The sequence below is a fragment of the Klebsiella sp. 141162 genome (assembly GCF_050600755.1).
GTDB lineage: Bacteria > Pseudomonadota > Gammaproteobacteria > Enterobacterales > Enterobacteriaceae > Klebsiella > Klebsiella aerogenes.
Map to the genome: position 1 here is coordinate 664,050 of NZ_JAQIRI010000001.1, position 21,077 is coordinate 685,126.

At 53.8% G+C, this 21,077-nt stretch carries 16 protein-coding genes; 8 read left to right on the top strand and 8 right to left on the bottom strand.

Going from position 1 to position 21,077, the window contains the following annotated elements; translation table 11 throughout:
* Positions 1–29: 29 nt before the first annotated feature.
* Positions 30–1,562 carry a SpoVR family protein gene (locus tag PGR23_RS03075; RefSeq protein WP_015705842.1) on the bottom strand — a complete coding sequence of 511 codons (1,533 nt, stop codon included), beginning with the start codon at positions 1,560–1,562 and terminating at the stop codon, positions 30–32.
* A gap of 321 nt (positions 1,563–1,883) precedes the next feature.
* On the opposite strand from PGR23_RS03075, the gene PGR23_RS03080 reads away from it, so the two are divergent.
* Positions 1,884–3,182 carry a D-amino acid dehydrogenase gene (locus PGR23_RS03080; protein ID WP_047050672.1) on the top strand — a complete coding sequence of 433 codons (1,299 nt, stop codon included), beginning with the start codon at positions 1,884–1,886 and terminating at the stop codon, positions 3,180–3,182.
* A 9-nt stretch (positions 3,183–3,191) separates the two neighbouring features.
* Positions 3,192–4,262 carry a catabolic alanine racemase DadX gene (gene dadX, locus PGR23_RS03085; protein ID WP_047045256.1) on the top strand — a complete coding sequence of 357 codons (1,071 nt, stop codon included), beginning with the start codon at positions 3,192–3,194 and terminating at the stop codon, positions 4,260–4,262.
* A gap of 16 nt (positions 4,263–4,278) precedes the next feature.
* Here dadX and PGR23_RS03090 read toward each other — a convergent pair whose 3' ends face one another.
* Positions 4,279–6,012 (bottom strand): potassium/proton antiporter, encoded by a 1,734-nt coding sequence (locus PGR23_RS03090; RefSeq protein WP_015366069.1) that lies wholly within the window; start codon positions 6,010–6,012, stop codon positions 4,279–4,281.
* A 90-nt stretch (positions 6,013–6,102) separates the two neighbouring features.
* Positions 6,103–7,017: a muramoyltetrapeptide carboxypeptidase gene (gene ldcA, locus PGR23_RS03095; RefSeq protein WP_320482783.1), complete on the bottom strand. Its 915-nt coding sequence runs from the start codon at positions 7,015–7,017 to the stop codon at positions 6,103–6,105.
* Positions 7,018–7,112: 95 nt separating this feature from the next.
* Here ldcA and emtA point away from each other — a divergent pair, with 95 nt between their 5' ends.
* A complete protein-coding gene (gene emtA, locus PGR23_RS03100) occupies positions 7,113–7,724 on the top strand; it encodes a membrane-bound lytic murein transglycosylase EmtA (protein WP_015366071.1) in 612 nt (203 codons plus the stop codon).
* A 57-nt stretch (positions 7,725–7,781) separates the two neighbouring features.
* Here the strand turns inward: emtA and PGR23_RS03105 are convergent, their stop codons facing one another.
* From PGR23_RS03105 to PGR23_RS03125, 5 genes are all read right to left on the bottom strand, one after another.
* Entirely contained in the window at positions 7,782–8,603 is an 822-nt protein-coding gene (locus tag PGR23_RS03105) for a hypothetical protein (RefSeq protein WP_047045247.1), read from the bottom strand.
* 15 nt (positions 8,604–8,618) lie between these two features.
* The gene (locus tag PGR23_RS03110; RefSeq protein WP_047077769.1) at positions 8,619–9,470 is read right to left on the bottom strand and encodes a hypothetical protein; all 852 of its coding nucleotides are present in this window, start codon (positions 9,468–9,470) and stop codon (positions 8,619–8,621) included.
* A gap of 198 nt (positions 9,471–9,668) precedes the next feature.
* Positions 9,669–11,789: a TonB-dependent siderophore receptor gene (locus PGR23_RS03115; protein WP_047077770.1), complete on the bottom strand. Its 2,121-nt coding sequence runs from the start codon at positions 11,787–11,789 to the stop codon at positions 9,669–9,671.
* Positions 11,790–12,010: 221 nt separating this feature from the next.
* Positions 12,011–13,744 carry an alpha,alpha-trehalase gene (locus PGR23_RS03120; protein WP_289578506.1) on the bottom strand — a complete coding sequence of 578 codons (1,734 nt, stop codon included), beginning with the start codon at positions 13,742–13,744 and terminating at the stop codon, positions 12,011–12,013.
* Positions 13,745–13,866: 122 nt separating this feature from the next.
* Entirely contained in the window at positions 13,867–14,637 is a 771-nt protein-coding gene (locus tag PGR23_RS03125) for an AraC family transcriptional regulator (RefSeq protein WP_045390448.1), read from the bottom strand.
* A 91-nt stretch (positions 14,638–14,728) separates the two neighbouring features.
* On the opposite strand from PGR23_RS03125, the gene PGR23_RS03130 reads away from it, so the two are divergent.
* The 5 genes from PGR23_RS03130 to tdcD all read left to right on the top strand — a co-directional run bounded on the left by PGR23_RS03130 (position 14,729) and on the right by tdcD (position 21,072).
* Positions 14,729–15,874: an MFS transporter gene (locus PGR23_RS03130; RefSeq protein ID WP_396279567.1), complete on the top strand. Its 1,146-nt coding sequence runs from the start codon at positions 14,729–14,731 to the stop codon at positions 15,872–15,874.
* A 584-nt stretch (positions 15,875–16,458) separates the two neighbouring features.
* Positions 16,459–17,397 carry a transcriptional regulator TdcA gene (gene tdcA / locus PGR23_RS03135; RefSeq protein ID WP_045390453.1) on the top strand — a complete coding sequence of 313 codons (939 nt, stop codon included), beginning with the start codon at positions 16,459–16,461 and terminating at the stop codon, positions 17,395–17,397.
* Between the two features lie 95 nt (positions 17,398–17,492).
* Positions 17,493–18,482 carry a bifunctional threonine ammonia-lyase/L-serine ammonia-lyase TdcB gene (gene tdcB, locus PGR23_RS03140; protein WP_396279568.1) on the top strand — a complete coding sequence of 330 codons (990 nt, stop codon included), beginning with the start codon at positions 17,493–17,495 and terminating at the stop codon, positions 18,480–18,482.
* Positions 18,483–18,503: 21 nt separating this feature from the next.
* Positions 18,504–19,835, top strand: a complete 1,332-nt coding sequence (tdcC, locus tag PGR23_RS03145) for a threonine/serine transporter TdcC (protein ID WP_045390456.1) — start codon at positions 18,504–18,506, stop codon at positions 19,833–19,835.
* A 28-nt stretch (positions 19,836–19,863) separates the two neighbouring features.
* Positions 19,864–21,072 carry a propionate kinase gene (gene tdcD / locus PGR23_RS03150; protein WP_396279569.1) on the top strand — a complete coding sequence of 403 codons (1,209 nt, stop codon included), beginning with the start codon at positions 19,864–19,866 and terminating at the stop codon, positions 21,070–21,072.
* Positions 21,073–21,077: the final 5 nt, after the last annotated feature.

Here is a 21,077-nt window from a genome sequence, read left to right on the forward strand (position 1 = left end):
GCATTTCGCTTTTTGGCACTTGATCCGATTTACAACGCGTTCTGCCGCGGCGGGGTGCGATCCAACAGCTCAACGCTGCCGTCGGCATTCTGCTGCTCAAGGATCACATCAAAGCCCCACAGGCGGTGAACGTGTTTAAGCACTTCGCGACGGCTCTTATCCAGCGGCACGCGGTTGTGCGGCACATAGCGCAGCGTCAGCGAACGGTCGCCGCGCAGGTCAACGTTCCAGACCTGAATATTCGGCTCAAGATTGCTGAGGTTATACTGCGCCGACAGCTTAGAACGAATTTCCCGATAGCCTTCCTCATTATGAATGGCGGAAATCTCCAGGTAATTATTATGGTCGTCATCGAGTACCGTGAATAAGCGGAAGTCACGCATCACCTTCGGCGACAGGAACTGGCTGATAAAGCTCTCATCTTTAAAATCGCGCATGGCGAAATGCAGCGTCTCCAGCCAATCGGAGCCGGCGATATCCGGGAACCAGTAGCGGTCTTCTTCCGTTGGCGACTGGCAGATACGTTTAATATCCTGGAACATAGCGAAACCCAGCGCGTAGGGGTTGATTCCGCTGTACCACGGGCTGTTGTAGGGCGGCTGGAACACCACGTTGGTGTGGCTGTGCAGAAACTCCAGCATAAAGCGCTCGGTCACTTTTCCTTCGTCATACAGATGATTGAGGATGGTGTAGTGCCAGAATGTCGCCCAGCCCTCGTTCATAACCTGAGTCTGTTTCTGCGGATAAAAATACTGGCTGACCTTACGAACGATACGCAGGATCTCGCGCTGCCAGGATTCAAGCAGCGGCGCGTTCTTCTCCATAAAGTACAGCAGATTCTCCTGCGGTTCGGAAGGATAGCGGCGGCTTGCCTCGATGGCTTTTTCCTCTTCCCGTTTTGGCAGAGTACGCCATAGCATGTTCACCTGGCTTTGCAGATACTCTTCACGGCTTTTCTGCCGCGCCTTCTCCTCCTGCAGCGATATTTTCTGCGGGCGTTTGTAGCGGTCGACGCCGTAGTTCATCAGCGCATGGCAGGAGTCGAGCAATTTTTCAACTTCATCGACGCCGTAACGCTCTTCACATTCGGTAATGTATTTACGCGCAAAGATCAGATAGTCGATGATTGAGCTGGCATCGGTCCAACTGCGGAACAGATAGTTATTTTTAAAGAAGGAGTTATGCCCATAGCAGGCGTGCGCCATTACCAGCGCCTGCATGGTAATCGTGTTCTCCTCCATTAAATAAGCGATACACGGGTTGGAGTTAATGACTATCTCATAGGCCAGGCCTTGCTGGCCGTGTTTATACGCCTGTTCGGTTTCGATAAATTTTTTGCCGAACGACCAGTGCGGATAGTTGATCGGCATCCCGACGCTGGAGTAGGCGTCCATCATCTGTTCGGAGGTGATCACCTCGATTTGATGCGGATAGGTATCGAGACGATATAGCTTCGCCACCCGGTCGACCTCGGCGAGATAGGTTTCCAGCAGTTCAAAAGTCCAGTCGGGTCCATCGCTTAACCGGGTGGTGTCCCTGTTCATGGAATCAATCGTAGCCATTAGCGCGCCCTCGTTGTTGGTGGTTCTCTCTTTGTGGAGAACCTCTTATCAAGCATAGAACACGCCATAACAAACTGCGTCTGCGGGTAATTTCTTTTCTTCGCGATATCACAATCCCAAAGGCCTTAATTTAACATTTACTTAGCATTTTATGCTGAGGAAAAATAAAGCGCAGCACGAGATCGTAAATCTCTGGTGTCAGTGCTGGTGCGGTTTGGTGTGAGATAAGTCACCATAAATAAAGCGTATGTTGAATAATATTTTCATCTGGGTTATCAATTTGTAATTAGATGATTGTTCTTTAACTATTACGGAGTGGCTATGCGAGTCGTCATACTGGGAAGTGGGGTGGTTGGGGTAGCGAGCGCCTGGTATTTAAGCCAGGCGGGACATGAGGTGACGGTTATCGACCGTCAGCCAGGGCCCGCTGAAGAAACCAGCGCCGCCAACGCCGGGCAGATCTCTCCCGGCTACGCGGCGCCGTGGGCGGCGCCGGGCGTGCCGCTGAAGGCGATTAAATGGATGTTCCAGCGCCATGCGCCATTGGCGATTGGCCTTGACGGCACGCAGTTCCAGCTCAAGTGGATGTGGCAGATGCTACGTAACTGCGATACCCGCCACTATATGGAAAACAAAGGGCGTATGGTGCGCCTGGCGGAATATAGCCGTGATTGCCTGAAAGCGCTGCGTGAAACCACCGGTATCCAGTATGAAGGCCGCCAGGGCGGCACCCTGCAGCTCTTCCGCACCGAAAAACAGTATGAGAACGCCACTCGTGATATCGCCGTGCTGGAAGAGGCTGGCGTACCGTATCAACTGCTGGAAGCTAACCGCCTGCTCGAAGTCGAACCGGCGCTGGCGGAAGTCAGCCATAAACTGACCGGCGGCCTGCGCCTGCCAAATGATGAAACCGGCGATTGCCAGCTCTTCACTACCCGTCTGGCGGCGATGGCCGAGGCGGCAGGGGTGACTTTCCGCTTTAATACCTCCGTCGATGCGCTGCTTTACGAAGGCGATCAAATCGCCGGTGTGAAATGCGGCGACGAAATTATTAAGGGCGACGCCTACGTGATGGCGTTTGGTTCTTACTCCACCGCGATGCTTAAAGGGCTGGTGGACATCCCGGTCTATCCTCTGAAAGGCTACTCGTTAACTATTCCGATTGCCGAAGAGAGCGGCGCGCCGGTATCGACTATCCTTGATGAGACTTACAAAATCGCGATTACCCGTTTCGATCAGCGTATTCGCGTTGGCGGGATGGCGGAAATTGTCGGCTTTAATAAAGAGCTGCTGAAGCCGCGCCGTGAGACGCTGGAGATGGTGGTTCGCGATCTGTTCCCGCGCGGCGGCTACGTTGAGCAGGCGACCTTCTGGACAGGCCTGCGACCGATGACGCCGGACGGTACGCCGGTGGTTGGCCGCACGCCGTACAAAAATCTGTGGCTGAACACCGGGCACGGTACGCTGGGCTGGACCATGGCCTGCGGGTCCGGGCAGCTTCTGAGCGATCTGATCTCCGGGCGTACGCCGGCGATCCCTTATGATGATCTGGCCGTGGCGCGTTACAGCCCGGGCTTTACGCCGGCTCGCGCTCAGCATCTGCACGGCGTGCATAACTAAGGAGCCTCCATGTCTCGTCCGGTAAAAGCCAGCATTGACCTGTCGGCTTTACGTCAGAATTTACAGATTGTTCGCCGCGCCGCCCCTGGGGCGCGCGTTTGGGCGGTGGTGAAGGCTAATGCCTATGGCCATGGCCTGGCGCGGATGTGGCAGGCGCTGAACGCCGCAGATGGCTACGCATTGCTGAATCTCGAAGAGGCGATCCTACTGCGGGAAAAGGGCTGGAAAGGGCCGATTCTGCTGCTGGAAGGATTCTTTCACGCCGATGAACTGGCGCTGCTGGATAAGTATCGCCTGACCACCAGCGTACACAGCAACTGGCAAATTAAAGCGCTGCAGCAGGCTAAACTGCATGCGCCGCTGGATATCTATCTCAAAGTAAATAGCGGTATGAACCGGCTGGGCTTTATGCCAGAACGAGTGCATACCGTCTGGCAACAGCTGCGATCGCTCGCCAACGTCGGTGAAATGACGCTGATGTCGCATTTCGCTGATGCGGAAAACCCGGATGGCATCGTGGAGCCCTTGCGCCGTATCGAGCAGGCGGCGGAGGGGCTGGACTGCCCGCGTTCGTTGTCGAACTCAGCGGCCACATTGTGGCATCCGGAAGCGCACTTTGATTGGGTGCGCCCGGGAATTGTGCTGTACGGCGCATCGCCGTCGGGTCAGTGGCGGGATATTGCCAATAGCGGCTTGAAACCGGCGATGACCCTCAGCAGTGAAGTGATTGCCGTACAGACGCTGAAAAGCGGCGAACGGGTGGGCTATGGTGGGCTGTATCAGGCATCCGGCGAGCAGCGCATCGGCATTGTCGCCTGCGGTTATGCCGACGGCTATCCACGCGTCGCCCCGAGCGGCACGCCGGTGCTGGTCGACGGCGTACGCACCACCACCGTCGGGCGTATTTCGATGGATATGTTGGCGGTAGATCTGACACCTTGTCCGCATGCGGGTATTGGCGCGCCGGTTGAGTTGTGGGGGCAGGAGATTAAGATTGACGATGTCGCTGCGGCCAGCGGCACCGTCGGTTATGAATTAATGTGCGCTCTGGCGCCGCGCGTACCGGTGGTGACAGTGTAACTTTGTGTGAGGCGGATCACTCCGCCTCATCTTCCGCAACCCGCACACCCACCTTCAGTACGTGGTCGTCCTCTTTTTCGGCGACCGTCCACACCATACCGGCAAACTCCACCTGATCGCCGACGACCGGCGCGGCGCCCAACAGTTGCTGAATCACATCGCCCAGCGACTGCTGATGTTCGCGAAATTCTTCACCGCCGTCGAGGCCATAAATCTGCGCCACATCGGCGAATTTAGCTTCCGCATCGAGGATAAAGTCGCCAAAGAACCGCTGATCGAGTGAGACCGGCGGCGACTGGCTGAACATTTTACCCAGCGCCGGTAGGTCGCGCTCGCGGCCGATAACGCAAAGAATATCACCATCCATCAGCCGCGTGCTGCCGGTAGGATGCAGCAGTACGTTGTCGCGGAAGAGTGCGGCGATACGCGTTTCCGGCGGCATGTGGAGGTCGCGCAACGCTGCGCCAACGCACCATTTATCATCACCCAGTTGGTAGACAAACTGTTCCCACGGATTTTCCGGATGGATATCCAGCCCGACGCGTGAGATAGGCCAGCCGACCGGCGGTACCACGACCTTCGCTTTTTTCGCCGCCCAGGAAAGTGAGGTGCCCTGAAGCAGCAGTGAAATCAGCACCACGAAAAAGGCGACGTTAAAGAACAGCCGCGCGTTCTCAAGCCCGGCCATCATCGGGAAAACGGCGAGGATAATCGGCACCGCGCCGCGCAAACCGACCCAGCTGATAAACACCCGCTCGCGCAGATTAAAACCGCGGAACGGCAGCAGGCCAGCGAATACCGACAGCGGACGCGCGATGAAGATCATCCACATTGACAGCAGTAGCGCCGGAATCGCGATCGGCCACAGGTCAGACGGTGTGACCAGCAGGCCGAGGACGAGGAACATGGCGATTTGCGCCAGCCACGCCAGGCCGTCAAAGTTTTGCAGGATGCCGTGGCGGTTGCGAATGGGTTTATTACCGAGCAGGAAACCGCAGAGATAGACCGCGAGGATACCGCTCCCGTTCAGTGAGGTGGTGACGGCGAAAATCATGATCCCGCCGCTTAGCGCCAGCAGCGGATAGAGCCCGGTAGGCAGGACGATGCGGTTAATCATCTGCAGAAGCAGATAACCGCCGCCGAGTCCAATAGCGATGCCCAGGCCAAACTGTTGAATGATATGCACCACAAACATCCAGCTCAGTCCGGCTTCATGCTGCTGGATCATTTCAATCAGGGTAATGGTGAGGAACACCGCCATCGGGTCGTTGCTGCCGGATTCAATTTCGAGGGTCGAGCCGACGCGCTCGTTAAGCCCTTTACCGCCGAGCAGCGAGAACACCGCCGCCGCATCGGTGGAGCCGACGATGGCGCCAATTAGTAGCCCTTCGATTAAATCGAGCTTGAACAGCCATGCCGCCATCATCCCGGTGAGGGCGGAGGTTATCAGCACGCCGACCGTCGCCAGCGACAGCGCTGGCCAGAGCGCCACGCGAAACGAACTGGCTTGGGTGCGCATTCCGCCGTCCAGCAGGATCACCGCCAGCGCGAGGTTACTCACCATATAGGCGAAAGGATAGTTATCGAAAGGAATGCCGCCGATACCGTCTACGCCTGCCAGCATACCGATGGCGAGGAAGATAACCAGAATCGGGATGCCGAGGCGTGAGGAGAAAGAACTCAATAAAATACTGCAGGTTACTAAAACAGAACCCAGGATAAACAGACTAATGACCGCAGCGGCGTCCAATGTTCACGTACTCCTTGTCAGCGTGAAGGGGTGAAAATTACACCATTTTAACAATCCGCGCGTTTGCAGGATACTCGCGCAGAGGAATTTTTATTCCGCCAGCACCGGATGGCCGCTTATCGTTAAGGTTGCGGCTGAGGCGTTGTTGACCAGCCGCGCCCGCGCGCCGAGAGGCAGGGTAACGGTGCGCTGTTCATGACCGAACTCGAGGCCGGTCAGCAGCGGGATGGCGAGTTGCTGACGTAGCCAGGCGTAGACGGTGGGAAGATCATAACCGTCGTCGTAGTCGTTGGGTTGCGCGCCGGTAAAACTGCCGAGCACGATAGCCCGCTGGCGGGCAAGGATCCCGCTGTTGAGTAACTGCAGCAGCATTCGTTCAACGCGGAACGGATGCTCGTTGATATCCTCAAGCACCAGAATACCGTCGTCAATCTGCGGGAGCCACGGCGTGCCGATGAGCGACGTGACCATCGCCAGATTACCGCCCCACAGGGTACCTTCGACGCGGCAGGTTGGGCCGTCGCTTTGCCATTCGAGAGTAAATTCGGGTTCGCGTAGCGCCTGCCAGAAGTGATGTTCAGTAAACGCATTCAGGGTTTCGGCGCCGAAATTGCCCGCTAACATCGGCCCGCTGAAGCTGATAGCGTTGGCTTTAGCCAGCAGTCCCATCTGGATGGCGGTGAAATCGCTGTGGCCGCAGATAAGCAGCGGTTCCCGCTGTTGGCGTTTCGATAATGCCTGCCAGTCGATATGCGGTAGTAACCGGGTGGCGCCATAGCCGCCGCGCACCGCCAGCACGATGTGGTTTTTTCCCTCAAGGGATGCAAGTTGGTTAATATCGGCCAGACGTTCGCTGTCGCTGCCGGCGAAACGCTGCTGTCGACGGGGGATCGCCTGTTGGTTCAGTACCTGATGACCGGCCTCCTGAAGACGGGCCACGCCAAGGGCCGCAGCCTGTTGATTGATACAGTAACCGGAAGGGGCGACCAGATAAAACTGAGACATGGCAATTCCTTGCAAAGAATGAAAGGGTTATCATGCCGCCTGGAACGTTTATTGTCATCTCCGTGCGGCAAACTTCAGCCAATAAGGATAGATGTGTGAAATTGAGATGGTTTGTTTTTTTATTTGTATTGTTGGCCGGTTGTAGCTCGAAGCACGATTACACCAATCCGCCGTGGAACCCGGAAGTCCCGGTGAAGCGGTCGATGCAGTGGATGCCGATCAGTGAAAAAGCCGGTGCCGCGTGGGGGGTTGACCCGCAGCTGATAACCGCGATCATCGCGATTGAATCCGGCGGTAATCCCTCGGTGGTCAGTAAATCCGGTGCGGTAGGACTGATGCAGTTGAAGCCGTCGACCTCCGGGCGCGATGTCTATCAACGGATGGGCTGGCGTGGCCAGCCTTCGGTCAGCGAGCTGAAAAACCCGGAACGCAATATTTCGATGGGCGCCGCTTATCTGAGCATTCTGGAAAACGGCCCGCTGGCGGGGATTAAGGACCCGCAGGTGATGCGCTATGCGGTGGTGGTCTCTTATGCCAACGGCGCAGGCGCGCTGCTGCGCACCTTCTCGTCGAATCGCCAGGACGCCATCGACGAGATTAACGATCTTGATGCCGATGAGTTCTTTGAACACGTGGCGAAAAAGCATCCTGCCCCGCAGGCCCCGCGCTATATCTGGAAACTGCAGAAAGCGCTGGACGCGATGTAGCATCATCTCTCACCCCGTCAGGCAGGATTCGCCTTGCGGGGTGCCTTTCAGAAAATCCTAACTTTCGTGGCTAATTGAACTGATGTAGCTGACGGGACCAATCAACTCTTTGTAATCCCGGTAACTTTCAGGAAGGGACTCGATTCCACTAACCGCCACCACCAGCATAGCCGTGGCCTCATCCATTTCATCGCCAGTCTGGGCTAATTTTTCGCGTAATAATCCGATAAGCGCCTGAGAATTATTATGTGAGACCCCATTCAATTCCAGACGATTATGATCCCAGACGTTGCAACCCCATGCTGTGAACCACAACAGGCTCCCTGTAACCATCAATATCCAACAAAAAGTGTTTTCAGCGACATCGACGTAGATAAATATTCGACAAGCTAATATTACGGCTAAGATGAGTGAGGGGATACTGAACAACAGAAAATTGCATCGGCGGCGTAGCATACTTAAGGCCAGCTCTGGGCTTTTTTGCTGATCCTGCCAGATGTTAAGGTTGGTGATATGCAGGCTAGTAGGCAGATCTTCATGACATGGTTTTCGTACCTCAAAATGGTCAAATAAAATTCTTTCAATGACGTTCATTTCATTGCTTGCATAACGTCCGTTAGCCAACATCTGCCCGGGCTCGGGGACCCACAGATATCCTTTATGTAACAAACTGAACATTGCTAACTGAATGACCCGCGTGCCGCCGCCGTCAATCCAGGCAAGAAGCCATGGGTCGATCCCGGTCGTTAACTGTTGGGCTTTAGCCGCAGGCCGCGTCAGGGCGATAATGATTCCGATAGAAAGATAAATAGCCGGGACGACAACGATAATACAGCCGAGAAACAGTAAAGGATGCATATGCATAATAAGAGTCCACATGATGTCGCCCTCAGACTACTCAAGCCGTTCAACAGAAAATGCATAATTTATTGGCTTGATGATCGTTATAAATTCACGATATTTCTCGGGTAGCAGGGAAGTTTTACCGATGGCGACGTAATAATCAGCTGTTTCATCCGTTGTTGTTTCGGCCTCAGCCATGAGAGTATCCTTTAATCTATTTACATAATTATGAACAATGTTAATTGAGATCCCCTCACGGTCCATCAGGGTGGCATTTAAGGTAATAATGAGCCAAAGTAACAACCAAAGCCCGGTAACGATAAGCATCATGAGCCAGCTTAATACGCCGGAGTGGATAAGCGTGCTACTATCGAAAAACGTTTTCCACAGATATGTACCGATTAAAATTAATGAAGGAACGACGATCAGGATCATATTCCACGTATGTTGCGCCGGACTGAGCATCAGGCTCCTACACTGGGGATCGTCTGACCAATGGTTTTTATCGGCGACGTAAAGAGAAAGGGGTAAATTCTGGGCGCTGGGTTTTGGTGTAGAAAAATGGTCAAAGAGTATTTTTTCTACACGAGTCATCTTGCACTCTGCATACTGCTGGTTGGCGCAAAGTTCGATATTCTCAGCGCAATGAATAATATTTACGTAGTTTTTTCTTAATAGCCTGAACATGGCTAATTGAATAACGACGGTGGCTCTGCCCCGAAGCCAGGCAAGAAACGACGGAGATATGGAGTAAGGTGGTGGTATCGGCGTGTTTTTCTCAGAAGGACGAGTCTTTGAGATAATAATCATCACCAGAATATATATCACCGTGGTTGATAATATATGGTAACCCATAAAGGACAATGGGGATAAATCAGAGATGAAACTGATTAAATTGTTCACTTCACACTCCTTGTGATAAGCGCAACCTTGCGCGTGAATTTTTACCAGAATAGTAGCTAGTTTAATAGGGTGGTTCTGGTTAAACAATAAATTTAGTTTGCCTGGCGGCTTTCATTAAAAAGCACTCATCAGATATTTATGTGGTTTATGAAATTAAGCCTCCGACTTATTTCAGGAGGCTTATGTTTACGAGGTAAATTAAAAATCGTAGCCCACGGTTGCCGTGACGCTACGCTCAGCTCCCCAGTAACAGTTGCCGGTACCGTAGCAGCCGGAAATATACTCGCGATCGCCGATATTATTCGCATTAACCTGAATATAGGCGCCTTTCATCGCCGTTGACCATGCCCCGAGGTCGGCGCGCGCCATCGCATCTATCAGGGTGACTGACGGTAAACGCTCGGTATTGGCGTCATCGGCCCACTGCTTACCGATATAGCGCACACCCGCGCCAAGGGTGATGCCCGCCGGCAATTGATAGCGCGCCCAGAATGAGGCCATCTGATCCGGCGTCAGCTGAGGGGTATTATTATCGGTGCCGTCTTTCGTGTCCTGAAAGCGCAGGCGATTCCAGGTATAAGAGGCAATCGTGCTCAATTGCGGCGTAATCTGGTTATGCGCTTCCAGCTCTACGCCCTGTGAATGCACTTTCCCGGCGGGAATATAGGTGGCGGTGGCGATGTTCGGATCGCGGGTGGCGACATCTTTTTGCATCAAATCGTAAATCGCGATGCTATACAAATCGCTGCTGCCCGGCGGCTGGAATTTCAAGCCGGCCTCCACCTGTTCGGCGGTGGTGGGTTTTAATAACGTACCATCGGCGCCCGGCAGCATCGCCGGGGTAATCGCCTGGCTGTAGCTTAAGTAGGGCGAAAGGCCATTATCGAGCGCGTACAGCAGCGAGGCGCGGCCGCTGATGTGATCGTCGGAGCGGCGGTTTGACGTGCCTGAAGTGTCGCTAACCTGTTGTGAAACGATGCGGTCGTAGCGTCCGGAAACGTCAAAGTGCCAACGATTCCACACCATTTCATCCTGCAGATAAAGCCCGGTCTGGTAATAACGGCGATTATTTTTATCGCTGTAGGTGATGGTATGCCCGGTTTGCGGCGTATAGCCGGTAAAGGGGTTAAGCGGCGCCGCGCCGCCGGCTCCGGTCCATAAATCGTTGCGGAAGCGATGATACTCAGCGCCGAGGATTAACGTATGCGCCACTTCACCGGTCGCGAAATCGGCGCGCAGGCGGTTATCGGTTGACCAGCCGTCCAGCGACCCGCGGGAACCGCTGTAGCCGCGGGAAAGCAGGTCGCTGTCACCCACCCAGCCAACCTGATAAACCTGATCCAGCGAGACATTCGTATGGGTATAGCTGCCCGCGGAGTAAGCCGACCAGACATCGCTGAACTGGTGGTTGAATTCATAGCTGTAGATTTGCTCGCGGCGCTGGTAGCCATCGCCCGGATCGCCTTCATTGGTGCTGGGTGAGAGCTTACGGCCGTTGTGCGCATAACGGGTACCATCCAGCGGCAGAGAGCCGTGGTAGCCGCCGGAGGGATCTTTTTGCAGGTAGGCGCGCAACAGCAGCGAAGTATCGCTATCCGGCTGCCACAGCAAGGAAGGCGAAATCGCATAGCGCTCTTCGCGGGTATGATCATACTGCGTATCGCTGCTGCGGGTCATGCCGATGAGCCGCCAGGCCCATTGGTCATTAATGGCATCGGTATAGTCGAAGGCCGCGCCCTTAGTATTTTGCGTGCCGCCGGTCAGGCGAAAGTGCCCCTGCTGGCTGAACTGCGGCCGTTTGGAGGTCAAATTGACCACCCCGCCCGGCACGCTTTGGCCATAAAGGGCGGAAGAGGGGCCGCGGATGACGTCGACGCGTTCAATAAACCATGGGTCGATCTGCAGTACGTTATGGCTGCCGCCGTCGCTCATCAGGCGCATGCCGTCAAGGAACAGGTTATCAACGTCGCCGCCGTGGTAGCCGCGCAGCGAGATGGTATCAAAGCGCGTCGCGCCGCCGCCAAAACTGGAATAAACCCCCGGCGTATATTGTAGGGCCTGGCTTACGGTATTGGCGCCCTGATCGGCGATCTGCTGGCGGGTGATCACCGATACCGACTGGGCGGTAGTAATCAACGGCTGGTCGGTTTTCGTGGCGCCGGTTGACGTTTTGGCGCTATAGCCTTGAGTTTGCGCGCTGGCGGAGTCGTCAGGTTGCGCGGTCACGATCAGGGTATCTTGCGCCTGAGCGGCGAGAGGGAAGGCGGCCGCGAGGGCGCACACCAGCGCGGAGCGCTTAAAATTAACAGAGGAGATCATGCCATAATCCTGAATAGCGCGGTCTGGCACTCCTGTGCGCCGCCGCGGAAATAAACGAAATGCTTTTTCGTTAAAAATAATGCGAATTATTATCGTTTGCTTTTGCATGATCAAGCAAAATAGTCCTCCTCAGAGCAAGAAGATATTTTGCTGGCTGTCGGCGGATGATGGGGTAACGTCGATGGAAAAAGCGCGGCGAAGATATCGCCGCGCGCAGGGGATTACTGGGCTTTTTTCTCCGTAGCCGCCACGGCATCGTTCGCGGCGGGCTGCTTGCCAGCGGTGATTTCTGCCTGCGCCGGGCGGGTTGCCGGCAGCGCATCGCACGGTTTATCTTGCGGGCAAACCAGGTCGAGCATCTTTAACGTCACGCCGTTGGTCCAGCCAAAGCCGTCCTGCAGAGGATACTCTCCGCCGCCGCCGCCGGTACCCGTCGAACTCACGTCATATTTCTCAACCAGCTTCTGCTTGCTGTCATAGGTGTGCTGGACGTTGCTGAGGAAGCGCCAGGTGACGTCCATGGCCACCTTTTTCTGACCATAGTTCTGCAGACCTTCCACCGCCACCCACTGCAGCGGCGCCCAGCCGTTTGGCGCATCCCACTGTTGGCCGCTATTGACCGTGGTGGTGGTAAGCCCGCCGGGCTTCAGCAGGCGGCTTTCGGCGGCGGCGGCTACCTTCGCGGCACGTTCGCTGGAGGCCGCTTTGACGTACAGCGGGAACAGCGCCGCGGCGGTCAGCTGATTGCGAACTTTATGGCTCTTCAGATCGTAATCGGCATACCAGCCCTCTTTATCGTTCCACAGATATTTTTCCAGCGCCTTCTGGCGGGCATTCGCCAGCGCGTCGTACTGTCCGGCTTTAGCGCTGTCGCCTGCGGCTTTACTGGCGCGGGCAATGGTTTTCTCCATGTGGAACATCAGCGCATTGAGATCGACCGGAATGATGCTGGTGGTGCGGATAGTCCCCAGCTGCTGCGGATTATCCATCCAGCGAGAACTGAAGTCCCATCCGGAGGCCGCGGCGGAACGTAGGTCACGATAGATTTCGGTGGCCGGGCGGTTAGGATTGTTTTTGGCGGTAGTCACGTCGTCAAGCCAGGACTCCGGGCGAGGCGTATCGTTATCATCCCAGTAGCGGTTAAGCAGCGCGCCATCTTCCAGACGTACCACGCGTTTATTCGCGTTGCCGGGCGTCAGCGCATCGGCGCCTTCCATCCAGTAGCGATACTCTTTTTCCATCTGCGGCAGCCAGGTCTTTAGCGCCCGATCGCCATCGTGGCTGGCCAGCAGCTCAACCATAAAGGAAAAGAACGGCGGTTGCGAACGGCTCAGATAGTAACTGCGGTTGCCGTTTGGAATATGCCCCCAGCGGTCAATCTCGGCGGCAAAATTGGCCACCATGTCTTCCACTTTATCCCAGTGCCCGCTTTCGGCGAGGCCCAGCATGGTGAAATAGCTATCCCAATAATAGACTTCGCGGAAGCGTCCACCGGGCACCACATAAGGTTTCGGTAGCGGCAGCAGCGAATCCCACTTCTCGACCTCGACGGTGCTGCGGGTTAGCACCGGCCATAGCCCATCAATGTGTTGACGCAGGGTTTGCCCTTTCGGCGGCACGTATTGATCGTTATCACGCGGCAGGGTGAAGTTGATCTCGACGAAATGGCGCAGATCGAAGCTGGCCTGACCTTTTTGCATCCGATAGTCGGCAAGGATCATTAGCGGATCGCTATTCGGGACCGCATCAGCGAAGGTTTTTTGGTCAGGGAAGAGTTTCGCGCTTTGCACGTCGTTAAATAGCGGGCCTAAAAGTTCATCAGGCGATTGCGGCACCGGGGAGGTGTTGTCATCTGCCTGCGCGGCGAATGTCGCCAGGCTTAACATTGCGCCTCCCAGCGCCAGTTGAATAAGGTGGGTCAGGGTTTCCGGGCGACGTAGAACCGATCTCGTCATCGATAATTCTCCATTTTACGTTTTGCTGACTTCGCGCCACTGCGAACGGCCATCAGAAAACCTTAGCCGAATATCGGCCGCCTCGCGTGCTGGAGTTAACATTTTGGCCGAAAACAGAGTATTTACCTGGCGACATATTGTCCCGGCGTTTTGCCGGTCTGAGTACGGAAGAAGTAGATGAAGGCGCTATCGCTGGCAAACTCCAGCGCCTGGGCGACATCCGTGATGCGCTGGCCGCAGGACAGCAATTCTACGGCTTTCATCAGCCGCCACTGCTGGCGCCACTGCTGATATGACATGCCGGTTTCGCGCTGAAACAGGCGGCTGATGGTCTTTTCTCCGGCGCCGCATTGCGCCGCCAGTTGTTGAAGTAGCGGCGGTTGCTCATGGCCATTGAGATGACGTAGACGTTTATCCTGCGGCAGCGTTAGCATCATCGGTTCATGTTTTGCCGCGCCGATTTCCGCCACGCAAAGCGCCGCCAGGTGCAGGGCCGGGCCCTGTCGCCAGTCGGTATCCCAGGGGCTGGCGCTGATGCGTTCCAGTAGCTCGCGCAGCAGCGGCGTAACGTTGAGGATCGCAGGCTGACGGGGCAACTGCGGGTATGAGTCATTGGCGAACCATACCGAACGGTAATCAACGATGTGCTGCATTTCGGCGCGGTGGGTGACGCCTGCGGGGATCCACGCCGCGCGGGTCGGCGGCAACATACACAATAGCGCGCCGTCGTTCAGCGTCAGCCGGATGCAGCCCTGACGGGTAAATAGCATCTGTCCCATTTGATGTTGATGTAGACCATCGTCATGATCGCCGTTAAGGGTCGCTTGCACGCCAATCAGCGGCGCATTGAATATATCAGGGTCAAAGGATGCATCCGCGCTGAGCCAGGCCATAATGTCTGATTCTCGATGTTAAGTGTCATTATATTTATAATCGCCGATTTTGCCGCTCCCTACAATGGCGCCTCTGATGAGGGAGATTGATATGTTAAGTCGTTCGGCGATGGCGCTGGTTACCGCATTACTCATGTTTCCGCAAATCGCGGAAACTATCTATAGCCCGGCGCTGACTGATATCAGCGCCCATTTTTCCGTTAGCGCCGCCGATGCGGCGCAGACGCTGGCGGTCTATTTCATTGGCTTTGCCATCGGCGTGCTGTTCTGGGGCTGGTTCAGCGACCGGCGTGGACGGCGGCCGGCGTTATTGCTCGGTCTGGCGGTGTATACCGCAGGCTGCATGCTGGCGCTGGCGGCGCCAAATTTTGGCGTATTGCTGGCGGCTCGCATCGTGGCGGCTTTCGGCGCGGCTATCGGGTCGGTGGTTGGGCAAACGGTGTTGCGCGATGCGTTTGAAGGTCGGCAGTTGGCGGCGATTTTTTCCTTCGTGGGCATGGCGCTGGCTATCAGTCCAGCAATTGGCGTCTATTCTGGCGGCGTGTTGGCGGGGTGGTGGGGGATGTATGGCGTGTTTAGCGCCCTGGCGTTGCTGGCGGCGACGCTATTGCTGCTGTGCGCGGCGGTAATGCCGGAAACCCGGCCGTCGCGAACGGCAAATCAGGCGCTCTGGCCGCTATTACTGCGCATGATGGCGGATACAAAAATTCGTTTAGCGGTGGCGCTGGTGGCGGCATTGAATATCGGTTTGTTCAGCTACTACAGCCAGGGGCCTTTCCTTTTTGCCCGCCTGGGGCTGGATGCGCGGGCTTTTGGCTACAGCGGTATGGCGCTGGCCGCGGGAGCGTTAGCCGGCGCGCAGGGGAATCGTCTGTTGCTACGACGTGGAGCGGGACAGCAGCAGATATTTATTTGTGCCGGTCTTCTGTTATTGCTCGCCAGCGCAGGCGTTGGCCTGTTAACACATTCATGGCTCTTTTTGCTGCCGATGATGGGGGTAGCGACAGCCTATGCCATGGCGATCCCCGTGGTGCTGGGTACGGCGCTTAGCGATTACGGCGATTGTCGCGGTAGTGCCGGGGCGCTGCTTGGCCTGGCCTATTATTTGATTATCGGCTTGGGGCTGGCAATTGTGGGTTGGGGGGAATCCTTGGGTATCACGCTGGCAATCAGTGCGGCGGTGAGTGCGCTCACCGGTTGGCGTTATCTGCGGCACATGGATGATGAGTTTTCCTGATTTGTGATGATTAGCACAAATCACTGCTTGGCAGGTTTGTGACTGGATGAAAAATCGATATTGATTTTAATCAAGGAATTACCTGCTATAAAATAGCCAAAAAATGAGGTTAAAATAATGTTGATAATGATAATTAATTGTTTGTTTTTGTTTTCAGCTAAATTAATGAAATATATCTTTACATACAAATAACGTGAAAAATTGTGACCTCATCCCGTAATAAATCGAAATAAATACAGTTTTCTCATTTTATTTGATTGTTTACACCTGAGGTTTAAACAGAAATTAATGTGAAATACCTCCTTTTATTGCTTGAAAATTACTCTTTGCTCGCTCATTTTTAGCTTAAAAATTAACCTTTTTTATCCCCATAAATATTTTTTATCCCCTCATATTTCTTTGACTAAAATCATGATTAATTTCATGTTTTTGATTTTAACTTATTGATTCTAAATGTTTTAATTTGTTTTTTGGATAAGATTGATTATAGGTAAAAGGGCTTTGTGAGTGGTCTCACACAACCACCAGATCATCATTTGATACACTTCCCGCCGTCAACAAAGTCATTAACGTGGATAACCAATATGAATACTATTCCGCTCCCTAAAACTCAGCACCTGGTTGTATTCCAGGAGGTGATCAGAAGTGGTTCGATTGGTTCAGCAGCGAAAGAATTAGGATTAACTCAACCTGCAGTCAGTAAAACAATTAATGATATTGAAGACTATTTCGGTACCGAGCTCATCGTCCGTAAAAATACCGGTGTAACTTTGACTGAAGCCGGGCAGGTGCTGTTGACCTGGTCGGAGTCGATTACCCGTGAAATGAAAAATATGGTTAACGAAATGCACAGTATGACCTGCAGCACCGTCGTTGACGTCTCTTTCGGTTTCCCGTCGCTAATCGGCTTCACGTTTATGTCGGATATGATCCATAAATTCAAAAAATTATATCCAAAAGCACAGGTCTCGATGTATGAAGCGCAGCTTTCTTCGTTCCTGCCGGCGATCCGTGATGGTCGTCTCGATTTCGCCATCGGCACGCTGAGCGATGAAATGAAGCTGCACGATCTACATGTCGAACCGCTATTTGAATCGGAATTCGTGCTGGTGGCCAGCAAATCGCGAACGCGGAGCGGCAGTGCCACGCTGGCATCGTTACAGCACGAACAGTGGGTATTGCCGCAAACCAATATGGGTTACTACAGTGAACTCCTCGCCACGCTTCAACGCAGCGGCATCAACAATGAAAACATCGTTAAAACAGACTCTGTCGTTACTATTTATAATCTTGTTCTCAATGCTGATTTCCTGACGGTTATTCCGTGTGATATGACCGCACCATTTGGCTCTAATCAATTTATTACTATTCCTGTCGAGGACGCGTTACCGGTAGCGCATTATGCTGCGGTATGGTCGAAGAATTATCGCATTAAAAGTGCGGCCTCGGCGTTAGTTGAATTAGCGAAAGAATATTCAGCCCATAGCGGTTGCCGACGACGACAATTAATCACCGTAGATTAACTGTCTTTTTATATTGATTGAAACTTAAGCTGCGATTTATTTATCAGTCGCTGCCCATTAACGCTATTTGTTTAATTCCAGGTTAAGAGGTTCTCATGCATATTACATACGATCTTCCAGTTGCTATTGAAGATATCCTCGAAGCGAAAAAAAGATTGGCAGGTAAAATATATAAAACGGGGATGCCGCGTTCGAATTATTTCAGCGAACGATGCAAAGGCGAAATCTTCCTTAAGTTTGAAAATATGCAGCGCACCGGTTCTTTTAAAATTCGCGGCGCGTTTAATAAACTCAGTTCGCTGACTGATGCGGAAAAGCGCAAAGGCGTGGTGGCGTGTTCCGCCGGTAACCATGCGCAGGGCGTTTCGCTCTCCTGCGCTATGCTCGGCATCGATGGTAAAGTGGTGATGCCGAAAGGCGCGCCAAAATCAAAAGTGGCCGCCACCTGCGACTATTCGGCGGAAGTGGTGCTACATGGCGATAATTTTAACGACACCATCGCCAAAGTCAGCGAAATTGTTGAAATGGAAGGGCGGATATTTATTCCACCATACGACGATCCGGAAGTGATAGCCGGCCAGGGGACTATTGGTCTGGAAATCATGGAGGATTTATATGATGTCGATAACGTTATTGTACCGATTGGCGGCGGCGGTTTAATTGCCGGTATCGCGGTGGCGATTAAATCGATCAACCCGACCATTCGTATTATTGGCGTACAGTCTGAAAACGTTCACGGCATGGCGGCCTCGTATTACGCCGGAGAAATCACCAATCATCGCAATAATGCCACCCTGGCTGACGGTTGCGACGTTTCTCGCCCGGGAAATATTACTTATCAGATCGTTCGTGAATTAGTTGACGATATTGTGCTGGTCAGCGAAGACGAAATTCGCAACAGCATGGTCGCACTTATTCAACGCAATAAAGTGATTACCGAAGGGGCCGGGGCGTTAGCCTGTGCCGCATTATTAAGCGGTAAGCTGGACAGCTATATTCAGAACCGAAAAACCGTCAGCATTATTTCCGGCGGCAATATCGACCTGTCTCGCGTATCGCAAATTACTGGTTTAGTTGACGCTTAATCTTTTTGATGAGGATAGGATATGAGTACTACAGATAGCATTGTATCCAGCCAGACAAAAGAGTCGTCCTGGCGCAAATCGGACACCACCTGGACCCTGGGCTTATTCGGCACCGCCATTGGCGCCGGGGTATTATTCTTCCCGATCCGCGCCGGTTTCGGCGGCCTGATCCCCATCTTACTGATGTTAGTGCTGGCCTACCCGATCGCCTTCTATTGCCATCGGGCGCTGGCCCGGCTGTGCCTTTCCGGCTCAAATCCTTCCGGCAACATCACTGAAACGGTAGAGGAGCACTTTGGTAAAACCGGCGGGGTGGTGATTACTTTCCTTTATTTCTTCGCGATTTGCCCGCTGCTGTGGATTTACGGCGTGACGATCACCAATACCTTTATGACCTTCTGGGAAAATCAGCTGCAGCTGCCGGCGCTGAACCGCGGTTTTGTCGCGCTGTTCCTGCTGCTGCTGATGGCGTTTGTCATCTGGTTCGGTAAAGATCTGATGGTGAAGGTAATGAGCTATCTGGTATGGCCGTTTATCGCCAGCCTGGTGCTGATTTCTCTGTCGCTGATCCCTTACTGGAACTCCGCGGTTATCGATCAGGTGAATTTAAGCGAGATCTCGCTGACCGGTCACGATGGTATTCTGGTGACCGTCTGGCTGGGTATTTCGATTATGGTGTTCTCGTTTAACTTCTCGCCAATTGTCTCTTCATTCGTGGTTTCCAAGCGCGAAGAGTATGAGAAAGACTTTGGTCGCGAGTTCACCGAGCGCAAATGTTCACAGATTATCTCTCGCGCCAGCATGCTGATGGTGGCCGTGGTAATGTTCTTCGCCTTCAGCTGCCTGTTTACCCTGTCGCCGCAGAATATGGCGGATGCCAAAGCGCAGAATATCCCGGTGCTCTCGTACCTGGCGAACCACTTCGCCTCGCTGTCCGGCACCAAATCCACCTTTGCCACGGTGCTTGAATATGGCGCGTCAATCATCGCGCTGGTGGCGATTTTCAAATCCTTCTTCGGACACTACCTCGGCACGCTGGAAGGCCTGAACGGTCTGGTGCTGAAGTTTGGTTACAAAGGCGATAAAACCCGCGTTTCCAGCGGCAAGCTCAACACCATCAGCATGATTTTTATCATGGGCTCAACGTGGATTGTCGCCTACGCCAACCCGAACATTCTCGACCTGATTGAAGCGATGGGCGCGCCGATTATTGCCTCGCTGCTGTGCCTGCTGCCGATGTACGCCATCCGTAAAGCGCCATCGTTGGCGAAATATCGCGGCCGCCTGGACAACGTCTTCGTCACGGTAATCGGTCTGCTGACCATTCTGAACATCGTTTACAAACTGTTTTAATTAAGCTCAGGACGAGCGGAGTGATGACATGAATGAATATCCGGTAGTACTGGTCATTAACTGCGGCTCGTCTTCAATTAAATTTTCAGTACTTGATGCCGCCAGCTGTGAAGTATTAATGGCTGGTATTGCAGATGGCATTAATTCTGAAGATGCGTTCCTGTCAATAAATGGGGGAGAGCCGGCTAAGCTGGCTCACCACAGCTATGAAGGCGCATTGAAGGCGATCGCATTTGAATTAGAAAAGCGTGATTTAATGGATAGCGTGGCGTTAATTGGCCACCGTATCGCGCACGGCGGCAGCATATTTACCGAATCGGCGATAATTACCGATGAAGTTATCGACAATATTCGCCAGGTATCGCCGCTGGCGCCGCTGCATAATTACGCCAATCTCAGCGGTATTGAATCAGCTCAGCAGTTATTCCCGGGCGTACAGCAGGTAGCGGTCTTTGATACCAGCTTTCATCAGACGCTGGCGCCAGAAGCATTTCTTTACGGCCTGCCGTGGGACTATTACCAGCGATTGGGCGTGCGCCGCTATGGTTTCCACGGCACCTCGCACCGTTATGTGACTCAGCGCGCGCTGGCGTTGCTTGATTTACCCGAGCAGGATAGCGGGCTGGTGATTGCTCATCTTGGCAACGGGGCGTCGATTTGCGCGGTACGCAACGGCCGCAGCGTGGATACCTCGATGGGCATGACGCCGTTGGAAGGCCTGATGATGGGCACCCGCAGCGGGGATGTCGATTTTGGCGCGATGGCGTGGATCGCCGGCGATACTAACCAGACGCTCAGCGATCTGGAGCGCGTGGTGAATAAGGAGTCCGGCCTGCTGGGGATATCCGGATTGTCATCCGACCTGCGGGTGCTGGAAAAAGCCTGGCATGAGGGGCATGAACGCGCGCGGTTGGCGATTAAAACCTTTGTGCATCGTATTGCCCGCCACATTGCCGGCCATGCCGCCTCACTACGCCGCCTTGACGCGATTATTTTTACCGGCGGTATCGGCGAAAATTCGGTATTAATCCGCCAACTGGTGATTGAGCATTTAGCGGTATTCGGCGTCAGCCTGAATGATGCGCTAAATAAACAACCCAACTCCGCCGGCGAACGCATTATTTCTTCCCGCGAGGCACGAGTGATATCTGCAGTCATACCCACCAATGAAGAGAAGATGATTGCGCTCGATGCTATTCATTTAGGCAAAATTAATGCATCCCTGGAATTTGCTTAATTACG